This is a genomic window from Zeimonas arvi, from assembly GCF_008039575.1.
GTDB lineage: Bacteria > Pseudomonadota > Gammaproteobacteria > Burkholderiales > Burkholderiaceae_E > Zeimonas > Zeimonas arvi.
On record NZ_VDUY01000006.1, the window covers coordinates 205,316 to 222,409 of the forward strand.

14 protein-coding genes are annotated in these 17,094 nt (G+C 72.1%); 10 read left to right on the forward strand and 4 right to left on the reverse strand.

Features of this window, described 5'->3' with window-relative positions:
- Nucleotide 1: 1 nt before the first annotated feature.
- Nucleotides 2-2,548 carry a heavy metal translocating P-type ATPase gene (locus FHP08_RS15390; protein ID WP_187272323.1) on the reverse strand — a complete coding sequence of 849 codons (2,547 nt, stop codon included), beginning with the start codon at nucleotides 2,546-2,548 and terminating at the stop codon, nucleotides 2-4.
- A complete protein-coding gene (locus tag FHP08_RS18480; RefSeq protein ID WP_187272324.1) occupies nucleotides 2,545-3,312 on the reverse strand; it encodes a sulfite exporter TauE/SafE family protein in 768 nt (255 codons plus the stop codon). Before FHP08_RS18480 ends, FHP08_RS15390 begins: the two co-directional genes overlap by 4 nt.
- 156 nt (nucleotides 3,313-3,468) lie before the next feature.
- Between FHP08_RS18480 and mtnA the strand changes: the two genes are divergently transcribed.
- Both mtnA and FHP08_RS15400 read left to right on the forward strand, forming a co-directional pair.
- On the forward strand, nucleotides 3,469-4,584 hold the full coding sequence (gene mtnA, locus FHP08_RS15395) for an S-methyl-5-thioribose-1-phosphate isomerase (protein ID WP_225879156.1): 1,116 nt from the start codon (nucleotides 3,469-3,471) through the stop codon (nucleotides 4,582-4,584).
- Complete coding sequence (locus FHP08_RS15400; protein WP_225879157.1) at nucleotides 4,581-5,330, forward strand: class II aldolase/adducin family protein; 750 nt, start codon at nucleotides 4,581-4,583, stop codon at nucleotides 5,328-5,330. The genes mtnA and FHP08_RS15400 overlap by 4 nt, the downstream gene beginning before the upstream one ends.
- A gap of 322 nt (nucleotides 5,331-5,652) precedes the next feature.
- Here the strand turns inward: FHP08_RS15400 and FHP08_RS15405 are convergent, their stop codons facing one another.
- Both FHP08_RS15405 and uvrA read right to left on the reverse strand, forming a co-directional pair.
- Nucleotides 5,653-6,294: a DUF502 domain-containing protein gene (locus FHP08_RS15405; RefSeq protein WP_147705373.1), complete on the reverse strand. Its 642-nt coding sequence runs from the start codon at nucleotides 6,292-6,294 to the stop codon at nucleotides 5,653-5,655.
- 5 nt (nucleotides 6,295-6,299) lie between these two features.
- Complete coding sequence (gene uvrA / locus FHP08_RS15410; RefSeq protein ID WP_147705374.1) at nucleotides 6,300-9,185, reverse strand: excinuclease ABC subunit UvrA; 2,886 nt, start codon at nucleotides 9,183-9,185, stop codon at nucleotides 6,300-6,302.
- 179 nt (nucleotides 9,186-9,364) lie between these two features.
- Here uvrA and FHP08_RS15415 point away from each other — a divergent pair, with 179 nt between their 5' ends.
- The 8 genes from FHP08_RS15415 (at nucleotide 9,365) to clsB (ending at nucleotide 17,093) form a co-directional block, all read left to right on the forward strand.
- The gene (locus FHP08_RS15415) at nucleotides 9,365-10,573 is read left to right on the forward strand and encodes an MFS transporter (protein ID WP_147705375.1); all 1,209 of its coding nucleotides are present in this window, start codon (nucleotides 9,365-9,367) and stop codon (nucleotides 10,571-10,573) included.
- 91 nt (nucleotides 10,574-10,664) lie between these two features.
- Complete coding sequence (ssb, locus tag FHP08_RS15420; RefSeq protein ID WP_147705376.1) at nucleotides 10,665-11,192, forward strand: single-stranded DNA-binding protein; 528 nt, start codon at nucleotides 10,665-10,667, stop codon at nucleotides 11,190-11,192.
- Between the two features lie 117 nt (nucleotides 11,193-11,309).
- Nucleotides 11,310-11,639: an FmdB family zinc ribbon protein gene (locus FHP08_RS15425; protein ID WP_147705377.1), complete on the forward strand. Its 330-nt coding sequence runs from the start codon at nucleotides 11,310-11,312 to the stop codon at nucleotides 11,637-11,639.
- A 55-nt stretch (nucleotides 11,640-11,694) separates the two neighbouring features.
- Nucleotides 11,695-12,312, forward strand: a complete 618-nt coding sequence (locus tag FHP08_RS15430) for a DUF502 domain-containing protein (protein WP_147705378.1) — start codon at nucleotides 11,695-11,697, stop codon at nucleotides 12,310-12,312.
- A gap of 14 nt (nucleotides 12,313-12,326) precedes the next feature.
- Entirely contained in the window at nucleotides 12,327-14,123 is a 1,797-nt protein-coding gene (gene aspS / locus FHP08_RS15435) for an aspartate--tRNA ligase (protein ID WP_147705379.1), read from the forward strand.
- 312 nt (nucleotides 14,124-14,435) lie between these two features.
- Nucleotides 14,436-14,885, forward strand: a complete 450-nt coding sequence (gene nudB, locus FHP08_RS15440; RefSeq protein WP_147705380.1) for a dihydroneopterin triphosphate diphosphatase — start codon at nucleotides 14,436-14,438, stop codon at nucleotides 14,883-14,885.
- Nucleotides 14,886-14,943: 58 nt separating this feature from the next.
- Nucleotides 14,944-15,822 (forward strand): endonuclease/exonuclease/phosphatase family protein, encoded by an 879-nt coding sequence (locus FHP08_RS15445; RefSeq protein ID WP_225879158.1) that lies wholly within the window; start codon nucleotides 14,944-14,946, stop codon nucleotides 15,820-15,822.
- A 26-nt stretch (nucleotides 15,823-15,848) separates the two neighbouring features.
- Nucleotides 15,849-17,093 (forward strand): cardiolipin synthase ClsB, encoded by a 1,245-nt coding sequence (gene clsB, locus FHP08_RS15450; RefSeq protein WP_225879159.1) that lies wholly within the window; start codon nucleotides 15,849-15,851, stop codon nucleotides 17,091-17,093.
- The last annotated feature ends 1 nt before the right edge of the window (nucleotide 17,094 follow it).

The window sequence follows — 17,094 nt, forward strand, 5'->3', positions numbered from 1 at the left end:
TTCATCGGCCTCCGTTCGGCCGGCGTTGCCGGGGCATCAGCCGCAGGGCGTTGACCGCGACCAGCAGCGAGCTGGCCGACATCCCGATCGCCGCCACCGCCGGCGGCACCCAGCCGACCGCCGCCGCCGGGATGGCCAGCGCGTTGTAGACCATGGACCACCCGAGATTCTGCTTCACGATGCGCCGCGTGTCTTGCGCCAGCTCGTGCAGCCGGCACAGATCCGAGATGCGGCGGCCCAGCAGCACGACGCCCGCCGCGGTGCGGGCCAGCGAAGTCGCCTCGCCGACGGCCACCGAGACGTCGGCGGCCGCGAGCACCGGCGCGTCGTTGATCCCGTCGCCGACCATCAGGACCGTGCGGCCCTCGCGCTGCAAGGCGCGCACGTAGTCGAGCTTGTCGTCGGGCCGCGCGCCGCCGCGATGCGCGGCGATGCCCAGCTGTCGCGCCACCGTGGCCACGGTGCCCGCCTCGTCGCCCGAGAGCAGATGCACGCGCAGGCCGCGGGCGGCCAACCGGGCGACCACCTCGGGGGTCTCGGGGCGCAGCGCGTCGCGCAGCCGCAGCTGTGCCACCGGGCCGGCCTCGTCGGCGAGCCAGATCACGGTGTCGCCGGGGTCGCCCGTACGGGCTGGATCGGCGGCGCGGGCTGGATCGGCGCTGTCTGCCGCCCCGCCCGGCAGGGACGCCTCCGGGGCGGGGCCGGCGAAGGATGCGTTGCCCAGCCGCCACAAGCGGTCGTCGACGCGCGCCTGCACGCCCAGCCCGGGCCAGGTGCGCGACTCGGTCGCGGCGGGCAATGGCGAGCCGGCGGCCGCGCGGCGGATCGCCTCGGCCACCGGGTGGGGCTGGCCGGTCTCGAGGGCGGCAGCGATCGCGAGCAGCCTCGTCTGGGTCGCGGCGGAGCCGGGCCGGTCGCCGGCGCCGGGCAGCACGTCCAGGCTGACCAGCTCGGGGCGCCCCGCGGTGAGCGTGCCGGTCTTGTCGAAGACCACGTCGGTGGTCTCGGCCGCGCGCAGCAGCAGGTCGCCGCTCGCCACCAGCATGCCCTGGCGCAGCGCCGCGCCGCTGGCCGCCGCCAGCGCTGCGGGCGTGGCCAGCGAGAGGGCGCAGGGGCAGGACACCACCAGCACCGCGATCGCGATCTGGCCGGCGCGCCCTGGGTCGATCTGCAGCCAGGCGAGCCAGACGGCCGAGGCCAGCACCAGCAGCGCGACCACGAAGATCCGGGCGACGCGGTCGGTCACGCCGACCAGGCGCGGGCGCTGCGCGGCCGCACGCTCGGCGAGCCGCTCGATCGTGGAGATCGTGCTGTCGCCGGCGGCGCGCAGCACCTGGAGCAGCACCGGGTGGCCGGTGTTGATCGAGCCGCCGGGTACGGCCTCGCCCCGCGCGACCGGCACCGGCCGCGACTCGCCGGTCAGCAGCGATTGGTCGATCGTGGTGGTCTCGTCGAGCAAGGTGGCGTCGACCGCGATCCGCTCGCCCGGGGCGACGCGGAAGCGATCGCCCGGGGCGAGCCGCGAGGCGGGCACCCGCTCGGCAGCGCCGGTGGCCGGATCGACGCGCTCGGCGGTGTCGGGCACCGAGGCCGACAGCGCGTCGAGCGTGCGCGCCGCGCGCCGGCGGGCCATCCACTCCAGGTAGCGGGCGCCGAGCAGCAGGAAGACGAACATCGTCACCGAGTCGTACCAGACCTCGCCGCGGCCGGTGACGGTGGCATGCACGCTGGCCGCGAAGGCGGCGATCAGCGCGATCGCCACCGGCACGTCCATGCCGGGGCTGCGCGCCTTCAGGTCGCGCCAGGCGCCGCGGAAGAAGGGCTGGGCCGAGTACAGGACGACCGGCAGCGTCAGCACCAGGCTGGCCCAGCGCATCAGCGAGTCCCACTGCGACTCGATGTCGCCGGGTTCGGCCAGGTAGACCGGCACCGCGTACATCATCACCTGCATCATCCCCAGGCCGGCGATGAAGAGGCGCCGGAACAGGTCGCGGCTGGTCTTGCGCAGCGCCTGTTCGCGTCGGGCCGGGTCGAAGGGGCGCAGCCGGTAGCCGATCCGGCCGGCGGCGGCGAGCAGCGAGGAGAGCGGTGTGTCGACTGCGCGGTAGCGGACGGTGGCGCGCTCGGTCGCCATGTTGACCGACACGCCTTCCACGCCGGGCTGGGCGCGCAGCTGCTGCTCGATCAGCCAGACGCAGGCGCCGCATCGGATGCCCTCGACCAGCAGCGTGGCCTCGCAGCGCTCGCCCTCGCGCCGCACGAAGCGGTCCTGGACCTCGGGCTCGTCGTAGATCGCGAGATTCTCGTCGGCTGCCGCCGGCCCGCCGTCGCCCGCGCCGCCGGGGGCCAGCGTCAGCCCGGTCGGCGGTTGCCAGCCCGGCGCCGGCAGTTCGGTGCGGGTGCGGTAGTAGTCGTCGAGCCCCGCGGACACGATCGCGTCGGCGACCGCCTGGCAGCCGGCGCAGCACATCGCCTGCTCGGCGCCGGCGACCCGGCTCGACCAGCGGCCCGGCTCGAGCACCGGCTGGCCGCAGTGAAAGCAGTTCAACGCCACGGCTGGAGGCAAGCGTCGATGACGTCGTGAAGGTTCGCCACCGGGTCGATGCGCAGAAGGCCGGCCACGCCGAAGACGACGACCAGCAGGCCCGCGGCGAACCGCACCCAGGGCCGGTCGAGCCAGCCGGCGCCGCGCTGGACCAGCCAGCCCAGCGCGAGCAGGTTGGGCAGCGTGCCCAGCCCGAAGGCCAGCATCAGGCTCGCGCCGTCGAGCGCGCTGCCCGAGACCAGGGCCGCGACCAGCACGCCGTAGACCATGCCGCAGGGCACCCAGCCCCAGACCAGGCCCGCGCCGAGCGCGCCTCGAAAGCCCTGCGCGCGAAGCACTCGCGCGGCCAGCGGCGCGATCCGCTTCCAGGCGCCGGCGCCCAGCCGCTCGAGGGGGGCGAGCCGGCTCGCGCCGAGGGCCAGCGCGAGCCCGAGCACGATCATCACCAGGTTGGCGCCGATGAAGGCGTACTGCTGCACCGGCAGCATGTGCCGGCCCAGCCAGGCGGTGGATCCCACCGCGCCGGCAATCGCGCCGGCGACCGTGTAGCTGGCGATGCGGCCCAGGTTGTAGGCCAGCGGCTGCAGCCGCGACGGCGCGGCCGCGCTGGCGACGACCGGCTTGCCGGTCACCGCGTCCACCGCCTGGATCGGGATGATCCGGTGGCGGGCGCCGAGCACGGTCACGATGCCGCCGCACATGCTGGCGCAGTGCGCGCCGCCGAGCAGGCCGAGCAGGAAGGCAGAGAACAGCGAAAGGCCGATCACGGCTGGCAGAACCTCGCGAGGGCCGGCGCTCGTGGCGGGACGGCACGGGGCGCGCCTGTCGCGGGCGCGCCTTCCATTAGACTGATGATGCGCGCCGGATCGCCGGCGCGCGGATCCCCGAATGATACGAGCGGGCAACTGCACGCCGCTTGAATGATGTCAAGAACGCTTCGAATCGACGAAGACGGCGTCCTGCGCACGATCGACCAGACCCTGCTCCCCTTCGAGCGGCGCGAGATCGCGCTGCGCAGCGTCGAGGACTGCCGGCGCGCGATCGTTTCCATGCAGGTCCGGGGCGCGCCGCTGATCGGCGCGGTGGGCGCCTGGGGCCTCGCGCTCGCGTTGCGCGACGATCCCTCCGACGCCGCGCTGCACGAGGCCTGGCGCTGGCTGCTGGGCGCTCGTCCCACCGCGGTGAACCTGCGCTGGGCGCTCGACCGGGCGATGCGCCGGGTCGCCCCGCTGCCGCCCGCACAGCGCGCGCAGGCCGCTCGCGGCGAAGCCATGGCGATCTGCGACGACGACGCCGACTGCAACCGGCGGATCGGCGAGCACGGCGCCGCGCTGCTCGAAGCCCTGCGCGAGCGCCTGGCGCCGAACCGCAGGGCGGGTGCGCCGCTGAACCTGCTCACCCACTGCAACGCCGGCCGGATCGCCACGCTGGACCACGGCACCGCGCTGGCGCCGATCTACCTGCTGCACCAGCGCGACGTGCCGGTCCACGTCTGGGTCGACGAGACCCGGCCGCGCAACCAGGGCGCGTCGCTGACCGCCTGGGAGCTGGCCGAGCGCGGCGTGCCGCACACGGTGATCGTCGACAACGCCGGCGGCCTGCTGATGCGCCAGGGCCGGGTCGACGCGGCGATCGTCGGCTGCGACCGGGTCGCGGCCAACGGCGACGTTGCCAACAAGATCGGCACTTACCTGAAGGCGCTGGCCGCACGCGACTGCGGGCTGCCCTTCTGGGTGGCCTGCCCGGTCTCCACGATCGACCCGCAGGCGGTCGACGGCGACGCCGTCCCGATCGAGGAGCGCGACGCCCGCGAGGTCACTCACGCGACCGGCCGCCTGGCCGACGGCACGATCGCCGCGGTGCAGGTGGTGCCCGATGGCAGCCCGGTGGCCAATCCCGGCTTCGACGTGACCCCCGCGCGGCTGGTCGGCGGCCTGGTCACCGAGCACGGCGTCTTCGAGGCCTCGGCCGAGGGCGTGGCGCGCGCGCTGGCCGCGGGGCTGGCAGGGACTGCGCGGACCGCAGGGATTGCACGGTGAGCGGCGAATCCCGGGCCCGCCTCGATCCGGCGTTCGACACCGAGGACGCCGCCCGCCAGGCCGTCGTCGACACCTGCCTGAAGATGGGCGCGCTGGGCCTGAACGCCGGCCGCGCCGGCAACGTGTCGCTGCGCTGGCATCGCGGCGGCCCGCTCGGCGCCGGCATGCTGGTCACGCCGGCCGCCACGCCCTACGAGTCGATGAGTGCCGACGACATCGTCTGGCTGCCGCTGGCCACCGCTGAAGGGGGCGCTGTCCCATCGGGCCATCCCGCGAAGCGTCCGTCCTCCGAGTGGCGGATGCACCGCGACGTCTACCAGGCCAGGCCCGAGGCCGGCGCCGTCGTCCACGTGCATTCGCCCGCCGCCACCGCGCTCGCCTGCCTGCCGCGCGTGCAGCGCGAAGGCATCCCCGCCTTCCACTACATGGTCGCAGTGGCCGGCGGCGCCGACATCCGCTGCGCTCCCTACCGCACCTTCGGCAGCCCCGAGCTCTCGCACGCCGCCGCCGAGGCCCTGCGCGACCGCCGGGCCTGCCTGCTCGCCAACCACGGCACCATCGCCATCGGCGCCACGCTCGCCGCCGCGCTGGAACTGTCGAACGAAGTCGAGTCGCTCGCCCGCATGTACGCGCTGGCGCTGCAACTGGGCGAGCCCGTCATCCTCCCCGCCGACGAGATGGCCCGCGTGCAGGCGCTGTTCGCGTCCTACAGGCCGGCGCCGGACCAAGGTCCAGCCACCGGCTGAGCGAGGCGCAGGGTTGCTGGGCGCTGGCGCGCCGGAAATGGCCGGGGATCAGTCCACCGACCCCCGGGCCGTGCGCGGGGCAGGCCTTCGCGCCGGACCGTGGCTGCGCCCCTCGCCTGCGGCGAGGGGTTCCGGCGTCTTCCTCGTCACCGGCGGCTCGGGCGCAACTCGCGGGCCCGCAGGGCCCGCTCGGACAGCGCCCTCGCTGATCGCCGGTTCCTTCGGAAGCACGCCGCGCGCCACGAGGTCCGGCGCGAAGGCCTGCCCCGCGCACGGCCCGGGCGCAGCGAGACGAACCCCGGCCAGTTCGTCGAACCGGCGCTCAGCGTCTCTTCGCCTCTCCGAGGTGCTGCGCCGACGTGATCCCCATCGACACGTAGATGCTCGTCAGCCCCTCCACCCCCACCTCTGCCGGCATCACCCAGCCGCTCGGCACGTAGATCAGCCCGCCGCCCACCGGCACCGGCGAGGTCGGCACCAGCACGGCCAGATAGTCGATCTCGCCGATCCGCACCGGCTCGGGCGTCGACAGCAGACCCAGCACCGCCGCCCCGCCCACGCCGCCGAAGTGCAGCCAGACCGGCCGCATCGAGCGGGTAGCCGGCTCCTCGCGCTGGGCGAGCAGGTCCACGAACTTCTTGACCGTGTCGTAGACGCTGCGAACGACCGGGATGCGGCGCATCACGCTGTCCACGGCCCAGGTCATCACCCCGCGCAGCCGGGTGCGGACCAGCATGCCGAGCAGGAAGATCGCCACCAGCACGATCAGCACGCCGATCGCGTAGGCGGCGACTTCGGAGCCGCCCACGCCGAGTCCGATCGAGCTCAGCGTGCGGCCCACCAGGCTGTACGGGCCCAGGTACTCGGCCGCCAGCCGGGCGGCCCAGACGAAGATCGCGATCGTCGCGGCAAGCGGCAGGGCGGCCAGCGCCCCGGTGACGAAGATGTTGAACAGTCGGCGCATCGACCTCAGCCCCCGGCTGCGCGCAGTTTCGCACGCCGCGGGGGCCGCCGCAGCACGCGCGCCAGGTACTTGCCGGTGTGGCTGGCCGGGCAGTCCGCCACCGTCTCCGGCGTGCCCTCGACGACCACGGTGCCGCCGCCGTCGCCGCCTTCGGGCCCCATGTCGACGATCCAGTCGGCGGTCTTGATCACGTCGAGGTTGTGCTCGATCACGATCACCGTGTTGCCGTGGTCGCGCAGCTGGTGGATGACGCGCAGCAGCAGCTCGATGTCGTGGAAGTGCAGGCCGGTGGTCGGCTCGTCGAGGATGTACAGCGTGCGGCCGGTGTCGCGCTTGGACAGCTCCTCGGCGAGCTTGACCCGCTGGGCCTCGCCGCCCGACAGCGTGGTCGCCGCCTGGCCGAGGCGCACGTAGCCCAGGCCCACGTCGAGCAGCGTTTGCAGCTTGCGCCGCACGTTGGGCACCGCGTCGAAGAAGGCGGCCGCCTGCTCGATCGTCATGTCGAGCACCTCGGCGATGTTGCGGCCCTTGTAGAGCACCTCGAGCGTCTCGCGGTTGTAGCGCTTGCCGTGACAGGTGTCGCAGGGCACGTAGACGTCGGGCAGGAAGTGCATCTCCACCTTGATCACGCCGTCGCCCTCGCAGGCCTCGCAGCGGCCGCCCTTCACGTTGAACGAGAAGCGCCCGGGTCCGTAGCCGCGCTCCCGCGAGGTCGGCGTTCCGGCGAACAGCTCGCGGATCGGCGTGAAGAGCCCGGTGTAGGTGGCCGGGTTCGAGCGCGGCGTGCGCCCGATCGGGCTCTGGTCGACGTTGATCACCTTGTCGATGTGCTCGAAGCCGTCGATGACCTCGTGCGGCGCGGGCTCGGCCTGCGATCGGTAGATCTGGCGCGCTGCCGCCGCGTACAGCGTGTCGTTGACCAGGGTGGACTTGCCCGAGCCCGACACGCCGGTCACGCAGATCAGCAGACCGACCGGGAAGGCCGCCGTGACGCCCTTCAGGTTGTTGCCGGTGGCGCCGCGAACGACGATGGTCTGGCCGTCCGGCGCCTTGCGCTCGGCGGGCAACTCGATGCGCCGCTTGCCCGACAGGTACTGGCCGGTGAGCGACTCGGGGTTCGCGGCGATCTCGTCCGGGCGTCCCTGGGCGACCACCCGCCCGCCGTGCTCGCCGGCGCCCGGGCCCATGTCGACGACGTGGTCGGCGGCCATGATCGCGTCCTCGTCGTGCTCGACCACCAGCACCGAGTTGCCGAGGTCGCGCAGGTGCTTCAGGGTGTCGATCAGCCGGTCGTTGTCGCGCTGGTGCAGCCCGATCGACGGTTCGTCGAGCACGTACATCACGCCGGTCAGGCCGGAGCCGATCTGAGAAGCCAGCCGGATGCGCTGCGACTCGCCGCCCGACAGCGTCTCGGCCGGCCGGTCCAGCGACAGGTAGTCCAGCCCCACGTTGTTCAGGAAGGTCAGGCGGTTGACGATCTCGCGCACGATCCGCTCGCCGATCGTCTGGCGTGCGCCGGGCAGCGCGAGCTTCGAGAACCAGTCGAGCGACTCCCGCAGCGTGAGGCCCGACAGCTGCCAGATCGGCTTGTCCGCGCCGCGCGGGCCCACCCGCACGTGGCGCGCGTCGAGCCTCAGCCGCGTGCCCTCGCAGGTCGGGCAGGTGCGGGTGTTCAGGTAGCGCGAGAGTTCCTCGCGCACCTGCACCGAGTCGGTCTCGCGCAGGCGGCGCTGCAGGTTGGGCAGCACGCCCTCGAAGGCATGCTGGCGGACCGTGACCCGCCCGCCCTCGGTGGTGTAGGTGAAGGCGATCTGCTCGCTGCCCGAGCCGTGCAGCACCACGTGCCGCACCCGGTCGGGCAGCTCCTCGAAGGGCGCGTCGATGTCGAAGTCGTAGTGGGCGGCCAGGTTCCGCAGCAGCTGGAAGTAGAACTGGTTGCGCCGGTCCCAGCCCTTGATCGCGCCCGAGGCCAGGCTCAGGTTGGGGAACTGGACCACCCGCTTCGGGTCCATGAAGGAGATCGTGCCCAGCCCGTTGCACTCGGGGCAGGCGCCGGCCGGGTTGTTGAACGAGAACAGCCTCGGCTCCAGGTCGGGCAGCGAGTGGTTGCACACCGGGCAGGCGTAGCGGCTCGAGAACGGCTGCTCGGCGCCGCTGTCCATGTCGACGACGAGCGCGCGGCCGTCGGCCAGGCGCAGCGCGGTCTCGAAGGACTCGACGACCCGCTGCTGCAGGTTCGGGCCGACCTTGATCCGGTCGACCACCACGTCCACCGAGTGCTTGTGGTTGCGGGCCAGCCTGGGGCCCTGGCCGTCGAGTTCGACCACCTCGGGCGCCTCGCCCTCGGCCCGGATCCGGACCCGCACGAAGCCCTGTGCCTGCAGGTCGGCGAACAGCTCGGCGTGCTCGCCCTTGCGGCCCGACAGCACCGGCGCGAGGATCATCAGTCGGCTGCCCTCGGGCATGGCCAGCACCGTGTCGACCATCTGCGACACGGTCTGCGCCTCGAGCGGGTGCTCGGGGTGCGAGGGGCAGTAGGGCGTGCCCACCCGCGCGAACAGCAGGCGCAGGTAGTCGTGGATCTCGGTGACCGTGCCCACGGTGGAGCGCGGATTGTGGCTGGTGGCCTTCTGCTCGATCGAGATCGCCGGCGACAGGCCTTCGATCAGGTCGACGTCGGGCTTCTCCATCAACTGCAGGAACTGCCTGGCGTAGGCCGACAGCGACTCCACGTAGCGTCGCTGGCCCTCGGCGTAGAGGGTGTCGAAGGCGAGCGAGGACTTCCCCGAGCCCGACAGGCCGGTGAGCACGACGAGCTGCTCGCGCGGCAGGTCGAGGCTGATGTTCTTCAGGTTGTGCGTGCGTGCGCCGCGGATGCGTATCGAGTCCATCTTCCTGGGCGTGAGCGCGGGGCGGTGGCGACCGCCGCAGGCCGCGAAAGACCAATCGGCTAATATAACCGGTTGCCGAATTCGCCGTGATGCACGCCAGTTCCCCCACGCCAGCCGCCGCGCCCGGCGAGACAGTCCGCGGTCCCGGCCGCGCGAGCGACCCCGCCGAGCCCCGTGGCATGACCCGCTTCGAGTTGCGCGCCAGCGCGTCGCTCGCGGCGGTGTTCGCGCTGCGCATGCTGGGCCTGTTCCTGATCCTGCCGGTGTTCGCGGTGCACGCGCGCGGGCTTCCCGGGGGTGACGACGCCCTGCTGGTCGGGCTCGCGCTGGGCGTCTACGGGCTCACGCAGGCGCTGCTGCAGCTGCCTTTCGGGATGGCTTCCGACCGCTTCGGGCGCAAGCCGGTGATCGTCGCCGGCCTGCTGGTCTTCGCGGCGGGCAGCTTCGTGGCGGCGGCCGCCGACACGGTCTGGCTGGCCGTCGCGGGCCGCGCGCTACAGGGCGCCGGCGCGATCTCCGCCGCAGTCACCGCGCTGATCGCCGACGCCACCCGGGAGAGCCAGCGCACCAAGGCGATGGCCATGGTCGGCGGCTCGATCGGCGTCACCTTCGCGCTGTCGCTGGTGCTGGCGCCGCTTCTCTACGGCGCGATCGGCATGGGCGGCATCTTCGCGGCCACCGGCCTGCTGGCCCTGGGCGCGATCGCGGTCGTGCGCTGGGTCACGCCCGAGAGCCCGCCTATCCTGCCCGGCTCGCACGGCGATCCGCAGGGGGTGGGCGACGACGCGCCCAGGACCCGTTTTGCCGTGGTCGCGCTCGAGCCCGACCTGCTGAGGCTCAATCTCGGCATCTTCGTGCTTCACGCGGTCCAGATGGCGATGTTCGTCGTGGTGCCGGCCTGGCTGGTCGAGCGGGCCGGGCTCGCCCTCGACGCCCACTGGAAGCTCTACCTGCCGGTCGTGCTGCTGTCCTTCGCGCTGATGGTCCCGCCGATGATCGCCGCCGAGCGGCGCGGGCGCCTGCGCACGGTCTTCGTCGGGGCGGTGGCCTTGCTGCTGGCCGTCCAGCTGCTCTTCGCGCTTAGTCCGACCGGCCTAGTCGCCCTGGCGGGCTTGCTGCTGGCCTTCTTCGCGGCGTTCAATGTGCTCGAGGCGAGCCTGCCGTCGCTGGTCTCGCGACTGGCCCCTGCCGACGCCAAGGGCACTGCGCTGGGCATCTACAACACCACTCAGTCGCTGGGCCTGTTCGCCGGCGGCCTGATCGGCGGCGTGGTCCAGCAGCAATGGGGCAAGCCGGCGGTCTTCGTGGCCTGTGCGGCGCTGGTGGCGGTCTGGCTCGCGGCGGCGGTCAGCCATCGCCGCTGGCCCGCCCGGCAGCGGTCGGCCTGAACGCGGGTTCGGCCGGCCAGAAGTCGAATCGCGTCCTGCGCGCTGCCGCGCGCATGACACAATCCGGATACATCGAGAAAAGGGGAGCAGCATGGCGTCGGTGAACAAGGTGATCCTGATCGGCAATCTCGGGAAGGACCCCGAAACGCGCTACGCGCCGAGCGGCGGCGCGATCTGCAACGTGACGATCGCGACCTCGCGCACCCGGACCGACAAGGCCTCGGGCGAAAAGCGCGAGGAAACCGAGTGGCACCGGGTCGTCTTCTTCGATCGCCTCGCCGAGATCGCCGGCGAGTACCTGAAGAAGGGGCGGCCGGTCTACGTCGAGGGGCGCCTCCAGACCCGCAAGTGGACCGACAAGGAAGGCCAGGACCGCTACACCACCGAGATCGTCGCCGAGTCCATGCAGCTGCTCGGCTCGCGCGACGGCGGTGGCGGCGGCGGTGGCGGCGGTAGCGACGAGGGCGGCTACGGGGGCGGCGGCTACGGGGGCGCCCGGGGCGGCGGCGCCGCCCGCAGCGGCGGACAGGGCGCGCAGGGCGGCCAGGCGCCGCGGCGGCAGCCGGCCAGCCAGGAGAGCGACGCCTTCGGGCCGATGGACGACGACATCCCGTTCTGATCTCCGGCATCCGGGGCAACCTGCCGCCCCGGTTTCGCCTTATAATTCAAGGTTTTCCCAAATCCGCCGCCGGGGCCTTCGCCGCCGGCGGCTTCTGTCATCCGGAAGCCTTGCACCATGCCGATTTACGCCTATCGTTGCGACAGCTGCGGCGCCAGGAAAGACGTGCTGCAGAAAGTGTCCGATGCCGCGCTCACCACCTGCCCCGAGTGCGGCGCCGAGTCTTTCCGCAAGGAGCTCACCGCCCCGGCCTTCCAGCTGAAGGGGTCGGGCTGGTACGTCACCGACTTCCGCGATAAGGGCAAGCCGAAGGACAAGCCGGCCGGCGACGCGGCGGGCGGCGCTCCAGCTCCGTCCGGCAGCGACGCCGGCGGATCCACGTCCACGTCTGCGTCTGCCTCGTCGGGTTCGGCGAGCACGCCGGCCCCGGCGGCGCCTTCGGCCTGATTCCCGGGCACCGCATCGCCGGCTCCTCGCGGGGCCGGCAGCGGTCGCGTCCAGCATGCGCAAATACCTCGTCACCGGCCTGCTGATCTGGGTTCCGCTCGTCATCACGATCTGGGTGCTGAACCTGATCGTGACCACGATGGATCAGAGCCTGCAACTGCTTCCCGAGCAGTGGCACCCGCACACCTTCATCGGCCGCGACATCCCCGGCATCGGGATGCTGCTCACGGTGCTGGTGGTGCTGGTCACCGGGCTGCTGGCGCGGAACTTCATCGGCGAGCGGCTGGTCGTCTACTGGGAGCGCCTGCTGGGCCGCATCCCGATCGTGCGCTCGATCTACTCGAGCGTGAAGCAGGTCAGCGACACGATCCTCTCGCCCAACGGCCAGGCCTTCCGGCAGGCCCTGCTGGTGCAGTACCCGCGCGCGGGCGTCTGGACCATCGCCTTCCAGACCGGCGCGCCGGCTGCCGAAGTCCGGCGGCACGTGCCGACCGACATGGTGTCGGTCTACGTGCCGACCACCCCCAACCCCACGTCCGGCTTCTTCCTGATGGTGCCGCGGGCCGAGACGATCGAACTGGACATGAGCGTCGACGAAGCACTCAAGTACGTGGTCTCGATGGGCGTCGTCGCCCCGGCCGACCGCGGCGTCGTCGCGCTACCGCGCGCCTGAACGGAGAACTCTCGATGCGCAGCTGCTACACCGGCCAGGTTTCCACCGACCAGCTCGACCAGGTGGTCACCCTCTTCGGCTGGGTCCATCGTCGCCGCGACCACGGCGGCGTCATCTTCATCGACCTGCGCGACCGCGAGGGCCTGGCCCAGGTGGTCTGCGATCCCGACCGCGCCCAGATGTTCCAGGTGGCCGAGCGGGTCCGCAACGAGTTCTGCGTGCGGATCACCGGCAAGGTCCGCCGGCGCCCCGAAGGCACCGAGAACCCGAACATCCGCAGCGGCCAGATCGAGGTGCTGTGCCACGAGCTCGAGATCCTGAACGCGTCGGTGACTCCGCCGTTCCAGCTCGACGACGAGAACCTGTCCGAGACCACCCGCCTCACCCACCGCGTGCTCGACCTGCGCCGCCCGGCCATGCAGAAGAACCTGATGCTGCGCTACCGGGTCGCGATGGAGGTCCGCAAGTACCTCGACGCGCTGGGCTTCGTCGACATCGAGACCCCGATGCTCACCAAGTCCACGCCCGAGGGCGCGCGCGACTACCTGGTGCCGTCGCGCGTCAATGCCGGACAGTTCTTCGCGCTGCCGCAGTCGCCGCAGCTCTTCAAGCAGCTGCTGATGGTCGCGGGCTTCGATCGCTACTACCAGATCACCAAGTGCTTTCGCGACGAGGACCTGCGCGCCGACCGCCAGCCCGAGTTCACGCAGATCGACTGCGAGACCTCGTTCCTGTCGGAGACCGAGATCCGCGCGATCTTCGAGGACATGATCCGCACCGTCTTCCGCAACGCGATCGGCGAGGAGCTGCCCGCGCCCTTCCCGCAGATGCCCTACGCGGAAGCCATGCGTCTCTACGGGTCGGACAAGCCCGACCTGCGGGTGAAGCTCGAGTTCACCGAGCTCACCGACGCGATGAAGGACGTCGACTTCAAGGTGTTCAGCGGGCCGGCCAACGCCGAGGGCGGCCGCGTGGTCGCGCTGCGCGTGCCCGGCGGCGCCGAGATGACCCGCAGCGAGATCGACGGCTACACCCAGTTCGTCGGCATCTACGGCGCGAAGGGCCTGGCCTGGATCAAGGTCAACGACGCCGGCAAGGGTCGCGAGGGCCTGCAGTCGCCGATCGTGAAGAACCTGCACGACGCCGCGATCGCCGCGGTGCTCGAGCGCACCGGCGCGCAGAACGGCGACCTGGTCTTCTTCGGCGCGGACAAGGCCAAGGTGGTCAACGACGCGATCGGCGCGCTGCGGGTGAAGATCGGCCACTCCGATTTCGGCCGCCGCAACGGCCTGTTCGACGACCACTGGAAGCCGCTGTGGGTCGTCGACTTCCCGATGTTCGAGTACGACGAGGAGAACGCGCGCTGGGTCGCGGTGCATCATCCGTTCACCGCGCCGAAGGACGGCCACGAGGACCTGATGGAGACCGATCCGGGCCGCTGCGTGGCCAAGGCCTACGACATGGTGCTCAACGGCTGGGAGATCGGCGGCGGCTCGGTCCGTATCCATCGCGAAGCCGTGCAGAGCAAGGTGTTCGGCGCGCTCAAGATCGGTCCCGAGGAAGCCCGCGCCAAGTTCGGCTTCCTGCTCGACGCGCTCCAGTACGGCGCGCCCCCGCACGGCGGCATCGCCTTCGGCCTGGACCGCATCGTCACGATGATGGCCGGCGCCGACTCGATCCGCGACGTGATCGCCTTCCCGAAGACCCAGCGCGCCCAGTGCCTGCTCACGCAGGCGCCGTCGCCGGTGGACGAAAAACAGCTTCGCGAGCTGCACATCAGGCTGCGGCAGGTCGAGGCGCCGAAAGCGTGAGCCGGGCCGCGGCCGGCGGGCCGACGTCCGCGTGGGTGGCGCACGCTGCGGCGGCGGGCCGGCAGTCCGCATCCGGCCCGGAGGCTGCGGCCCCGGCCGCTGCGCGCCCGGGGCTTCCGCGCCCTACCTCGCGAATCGGCACCCGCCTCGCAGGGGCTTCGCCCCGGCGAGCGGGTACCCGCCGATTCGCTTTCGGTAGCGGCGCGCTTGCCAACGGGCCGGATACGGACTGCCGGCCCGCCGCCGCGACCTGTGCCGTTGCGGGACATCGGCCCGCCGGCCGCGGCCCGGTTCACGCCCGTTGAGGCGGCCATGGGCACGAAGATCCCGATTTCGGTGCTCGTGGTGATCCACACGCCGGACCTGCGCGTGCTGCTTCTGGAACGCGCCGACCATCCGGGCTTCTGGCAGTCGGTGACCGGCAGCGTGGATGGGGCCGACGAGCCGCTGGCGGAGACTTGCCGCCGCGAGGTGCTCGAGGAGACCGGGATCGATTCGGCGGCGCACGTGCTGACCGACTGGCAGCTGCAGAACCGTTACGAGATCTATCCCCACTGGCGGCATCGGTATCCCGAGGGCGTCACGCACAATGTCGAGCATGTCTTCGGGTTGATGGTTCCCGACGCGGTGCCGGTCACGCTCGCACCGCGCGAGCACCTGGCATTCGCCTGGCTGCCCTGGCAAGAGGCGGCCGGCCGTTGCTTTTCGTGGAGCAACGCCGAGGCGATCCGCTCGCTGCCGGCGCGCGCCGCCGCATGGTGAGCGCCCCGCGAAGGCCCGCAGCCTCGAGACTTTCCTGGAAGCACCGGAGCAGCACAGCGTGTCGACCTTGCGAGTAGCCACCTACAACATCCACAAGGGGGTGTTGCGTGACTTCTTCGGCCTGCGCCGGGTGGCGCGCATCCACGACCTGCGCGCGCGCCTGCACGAGCTCGACAGCGACCTGATCTTCCTGCAGGAAGTGCAGGGCGAGAACGTGCGTCACCAGCGCCAGTTCGAGCACTGGCCCAGCGAGCCGCAGGACGTCTTCCTGGCAAAGGCGCCGAGCCTCAAGCACACCTTCGAGACCGCCTACGGGCGCAACGCCAGCTATCTGCACGGGCATCACGGCAATGCGCTGCTGTCGCGCTACCCGATCGTGGGCCAGGAGAATCGCGACGTCTCCGACCACGCGCTCGAGAAGCGCGGCGTCCTGCACTGCCGGGTGAACATGGACGGCCGCGAGGTGCACTGCTTCGTCGTGCACTTCGGCCTGTTCGCGCGCAGCCGCGATCGCCAGCTCGACGCGCTGCTCGAGTGGATCCAGGGCGCGGTCGATCCGTCTGCGCCGCTGATCATCGCCGGCGATTTCAACGACTGGCGCAACGCGCTCTCCGAGCGCCTGTGCCGGCGGATCGGCGTGGTCGAGGTGTTCGACGCCTGCCGCCCGCGCGGGCAGGCCGCACAGCGCGCGGTCTACTACATGCGCGACCGGCTCAGCGAGCTGGGCGTGTCGCCCGAGGCGGCGATCCCGGGCCTGCCGCGCACCGTCCGCACCGCACGCACCTTCCCGGCGCTGGTGCCCTGGTTCAGAATGGACCGCATCTATCAGCGCGGCTTCCGGGTCCAGTCCGCTTCGGTGCTCAAGGGGCTCGAGTGGTCGCGCCTGTCCGACCACAGCCCGCTGGTCGCCGATCTGGAGCTGATCCCGGGCTCCTGATTCGGCGGCCGGTACGAGCCCCGAACGTGTCCGAACGCCGCATCGTCTCGCAACCCTGGTACGAGAGGCTTCGCCCCCGGCTGGCGCGCGGCCATCAGGTCGAGCTGCTCGAGGGGGGCGCGCAGTACTTCCCGGCGCTCGAGCGCGAGCTGGACGCTGCCCGGGACAGCGTCTTCGTCGAGACCTACATCTTCGAGCCCGAGGCCAGCGGCAGCCTGATCGCGGAGGCCTTCGCGCGGGCGGCCGCGCGCGGGGTCCGCGTGCATCTGGTCGTCGACGGCTACGGCACCGCGCGACGCGACGGGCCGGCCTGGCAGCGGATGCGCGAGGCCGGCGTGCGCATCGGGGTGTTTCGCCCGGAGCGCTCGCGCTTCGAGTTCAGCCGGCGCCGCCTGCGCCGGCTGCATCGCAAGCTCGCGGTCGTCGACGGCGCCGTCGCCTTCGTCGGCGGTGTAAACCTGCTCGACGACCTGTTCGACCCCAACCACGGCCGGCTCGATTCGCCCCGCCTGGACTTCGCGGTGCGGGTCCGCGGCCCGCTGGTCGCGCAGGTCCACGTGGCCGCGCAGCGGCTCTGGTGGGAGCTGTCCGTGGTCAACCGCTCGCTGGGGCGCGCTCCGGCGGCGCAGGACGGCGGCGGGCGGGCCGCCGCGCCGCCCGAGCGGGTGGACAGCGACGTGACGCCCGCGGGCCCGGTGCGGGCGGCGCTGCTGCTGCGCGACAACTTCCGCCACCGGCGCACGATCGAGCGGGCCTACCTGCGGGCCATCGGCCGGGCGCGCCGCGAAGTCCTGATCGCCAGCGCGTACTTCTTTCCCGGCGCGCGCTTCCGGCGGGCGCTGCTCGCCGCGGTGCGCCGCGGTGTCAGGGTCAGGCTGCTCTTGCAGGGGAAGATCGAGTACCGGCTTCCCTACTACGCCGCGCAGGCCTTCTACGACGAACTGCTGCGCGCCGGCGTGGAGATCGTCGAGTACCGCAGGAGCTTCCTGCACGCCAAGGTCGCGGTGATCGACGACTGGGTCACCGTCGGCTCCTCCAACATCGATCCGTTCTCGCTGCTGCTCGGGCGCGAGGCCAACGTCGCCGCGATCGATCCCGGGCTCGCGGGCCGGCTGCGCGAGCGTCTCGAGCGGGCGATCCAGGAGGGCGGCTCGCCGGTCGCGATCCAGCATCACGTCCGGCGGCCCTGGCACGTGCGGCTGATGAACCGCTTCTCCTACGCGATGCTGCGGCTCGGCGTGGCGATCAGCGGCCAGGCGGCCCGCTACTGAC

What these genes read in the sequence shown, in the direction of transcription:
- mtnA (WP_225879156.1), top strand. Translation starts at nt 3,469, where the DNA reads ATGTCAAGAACGCTTCGAATCGACGAAGACGGCGTCCTGCGCACGATC.
- FHP08_RS15405 (WP_147705373.1), bottom strand. Translation starts at nt 6,294, where the DNA reads ATGCGCCGACTGTTCAACATCTTCGTCACCGGGGCGCTGGCCGCCCTG.
- uvrA (WP_147705374.1), bottom strand. Translation starts at nt 9,185, where the DNA reads ATGGACTCGATACGCATCCGCGGCGCACGCACGCACAACCTGAAGAAC.
- FHP08_RS15415 (WP_147705375.1), top strand. Translation starts at nt 9,365, where the DNA reads ATGACCCGCTTCGAGTTGCGCGCCAGCGCGTCGCTCGCGGCGGTGTTC.
- ssb (WP_147705376.1), top strand. Translation starts at nt 10,665, where the DNA reads ATGGCGTCGGTGAACAAGGTGATCCTGATCGGCAATCTCGGGAAGGAC.
- FHP08_RS15425 (WP_147705377.1), top strand. Translation starts at nt 11,310, where the DNA reads ATGCCGATTTACGCCTATCGTTGCGACAGCTGCGGCGCCAGGAAAGAC.
- FHP08_RS15430 (WP_147705378.1), top strand. Translation starts at nt 11,695, where the DNA reads ATGCGCAAATACCTCGTCACCGGCCTGCTGATCTGGGTTCCGCTCGTC.
- aspS (WP_147705379.1), top strand. Translation starts at nt 12,327, where the DNA reads ATGCGCAGCTGCTACACCGGCCAGGTTTCCACCGACCAGCTCGACCAG.
- nudB (WP_147705380.1), top strand. Translation starts at nt 14,436, where the DNA reads ATGGGCACGAAGATCCCGATTTCGGTGCTCGTGGTGATCCACACGCCG.